The sequence below is a fragment of the Bradyrhizobium sp. 61 genome (genome assembly GCF_023073075.1).
Classification (GTDB): Bacteria; Pseudomonadota; Alphaproteobacteria; order Rhizobiales; family Xanthobacteraceae; genus Bradyrhizobium; species Bradyrhizobium barranii.
Window position 1 is genome coordinate 1 of the sequence record NZ_JADPIU010000039.1, and the last position, 1,689, is coordinate 1,689.

Sequence of the window (1,689 nt, forward strand, 5' to 3'; positions counted from 1 at the left end):
AGCTCGAGGACGCGATCGACGTCGAGGACGACCATGAGCTGCCCGTCGAGGCGGTGGACGCCGCCGGCGAGCTTGGCCATGCGGGGGTCGAGGTTGACGGGGTTCTCTTCCATGCCGGCCTCGGCAAGCCGCAGCACCTCGCCGATCTGGTCGATCAGAAGGCCATAGGATTCACCGCGCAGGTCGACACCGACCGCCATCGGGGCCTTGCCGTCCTCGGGCTTGGGCAGGCCGAGCCGGGCGCGCATGTCGACCACGGTGACGATGCGGCCGCGCAGGTTCAGCACGCCCGCGATCTCGCGCGAGGACAAGGGAACGCGGGTGACGCGCTCGGGCATGAACACGTCCTGGACCCGAGAGATCGGCAGGCCGAACAGCTGGCCGCCGATCATCGCGGTGACGTATTCGACCATGGCGCCTTCGCCGATCTGCGTCTTCTTGTTGCTCATAGCGGTATCTCCTGATCCCCAGTGCCGTTACGCCGCTGCCCGGCTCAGCTCGGAGGCGCCGGCGGCGCCCGCGGTCTGTTCCTTCAGCGCCGCGATCAGACCGGGACGGTCGAACTTGGCGACATAGTCGTGGAAGCCGGCCTGACGGCCGCGCTCGATCGCCGCCGGCGACACCAGCGCGGACAGGCCGATGATCGGCATCGCGCCCAGATTGGTGTCGGAGCGGATCACTTCGGCGAACTCGAACCCGTTCATGTCGGGCATCTCGATGTCGGTCAGGACCACGTCGAAGCTCTGCGCACGCAGCGCAGCCAGGCCCTCCTGCGCGGTCGGCGCGGTGCGGACACGGTAGCCGGCCGCCTTCAGCACGGGTGCCAGCATGTTGCGGAAGAACGCGGAGTCGTCGACCAGCAGCACCGACTGCGAGTGCTGCGACGGCTTCATCTCCTTGCGGGTGAACCAGTCGGCGAACGCCATCGGCAGGAAGTGGCCGACGTCGATCACTTCGGTCGCCTGGCCCTTGATCACGGCCGAGCCGAGAATGCCGGAGGCGGAGCCGCCGACCTCGATGTTGAGCCGTTCCTCGACGATGTCGATGATCTCGTCGACGACGAGGCCCATGGAGCGGCCGTCATCGGCGAACACCAGGATCGGCTGGGCGCCCTGGCTGGCGATGGTGACGCTCTCCATGGCGACGAGCGGCATCAGCTGCTCGCGGTACTGCACCATGTAGCGGCCGTTGCTGAACTCGATCTTGTCGGCCGGGAGCTCTTCCAGGCGGGTGACGAGCCCGAGCGGGACCGCCTTGGGCTGGCTGGAGCCGGCGCGGAAGACGAGCAGCGAGGTGGTCTGCTCGCCCGATCCGATGTGATGCGCGCCGTTCTCGTCGCCCATGTCATGGGCCGAGGAGCCGGCGGCGCCGAGCGCCTTGGCAATGCCGTTGGGATCGATGATCATGATGACTGCGCCATCGCCCAGAATGGTGTTGCCGGAGAACATGTCGATGTGACGCAGTTTTGTCGACATCGGCTTCACGACGATCTCTTCGGTGTGGAACACGCCGTCGACGACGATGCCAAAGGTCTGGCTGCCGACCTGGGTCACCACGATAAAGCCGTTCTCGGGATCGGAGGCCGCGCCGTCGTCGATCTTCAAGAGCTTCTTGAGGTGGATCAGCGGCAGCAGCTTGTTGCGCAGGCGCAGGACAGCGGTGTCCTTGATGCGCTCGATGCGGTGCTCG

The 1,689-nt window shown here is 66.7% G+C and carries 2 protein-coding genes; both read right to left on the reverse strand.

Features of this window, described 5'->3' with window-relative positions; translation table 11 throughout:
• Positions 1-449 (reverse strand): chemotaxis protein CheW (locus tag IVB46_RS11855; RefSeq protein WP_135217312.1); only part of this gene is annotated, 449 nt, incomplete at its 3' end.
• Between the two features lie 27 nt (positions 450-476).
• Positions 477-1,689, reverse strand: a 1,213-nt coding sequence (locus tag IVB46_RS11860) for a chemotaxis protein CheW (RefSeq protein ID WP_247342804.1), incomplete at its 5' end; no start/stop codon positions are given.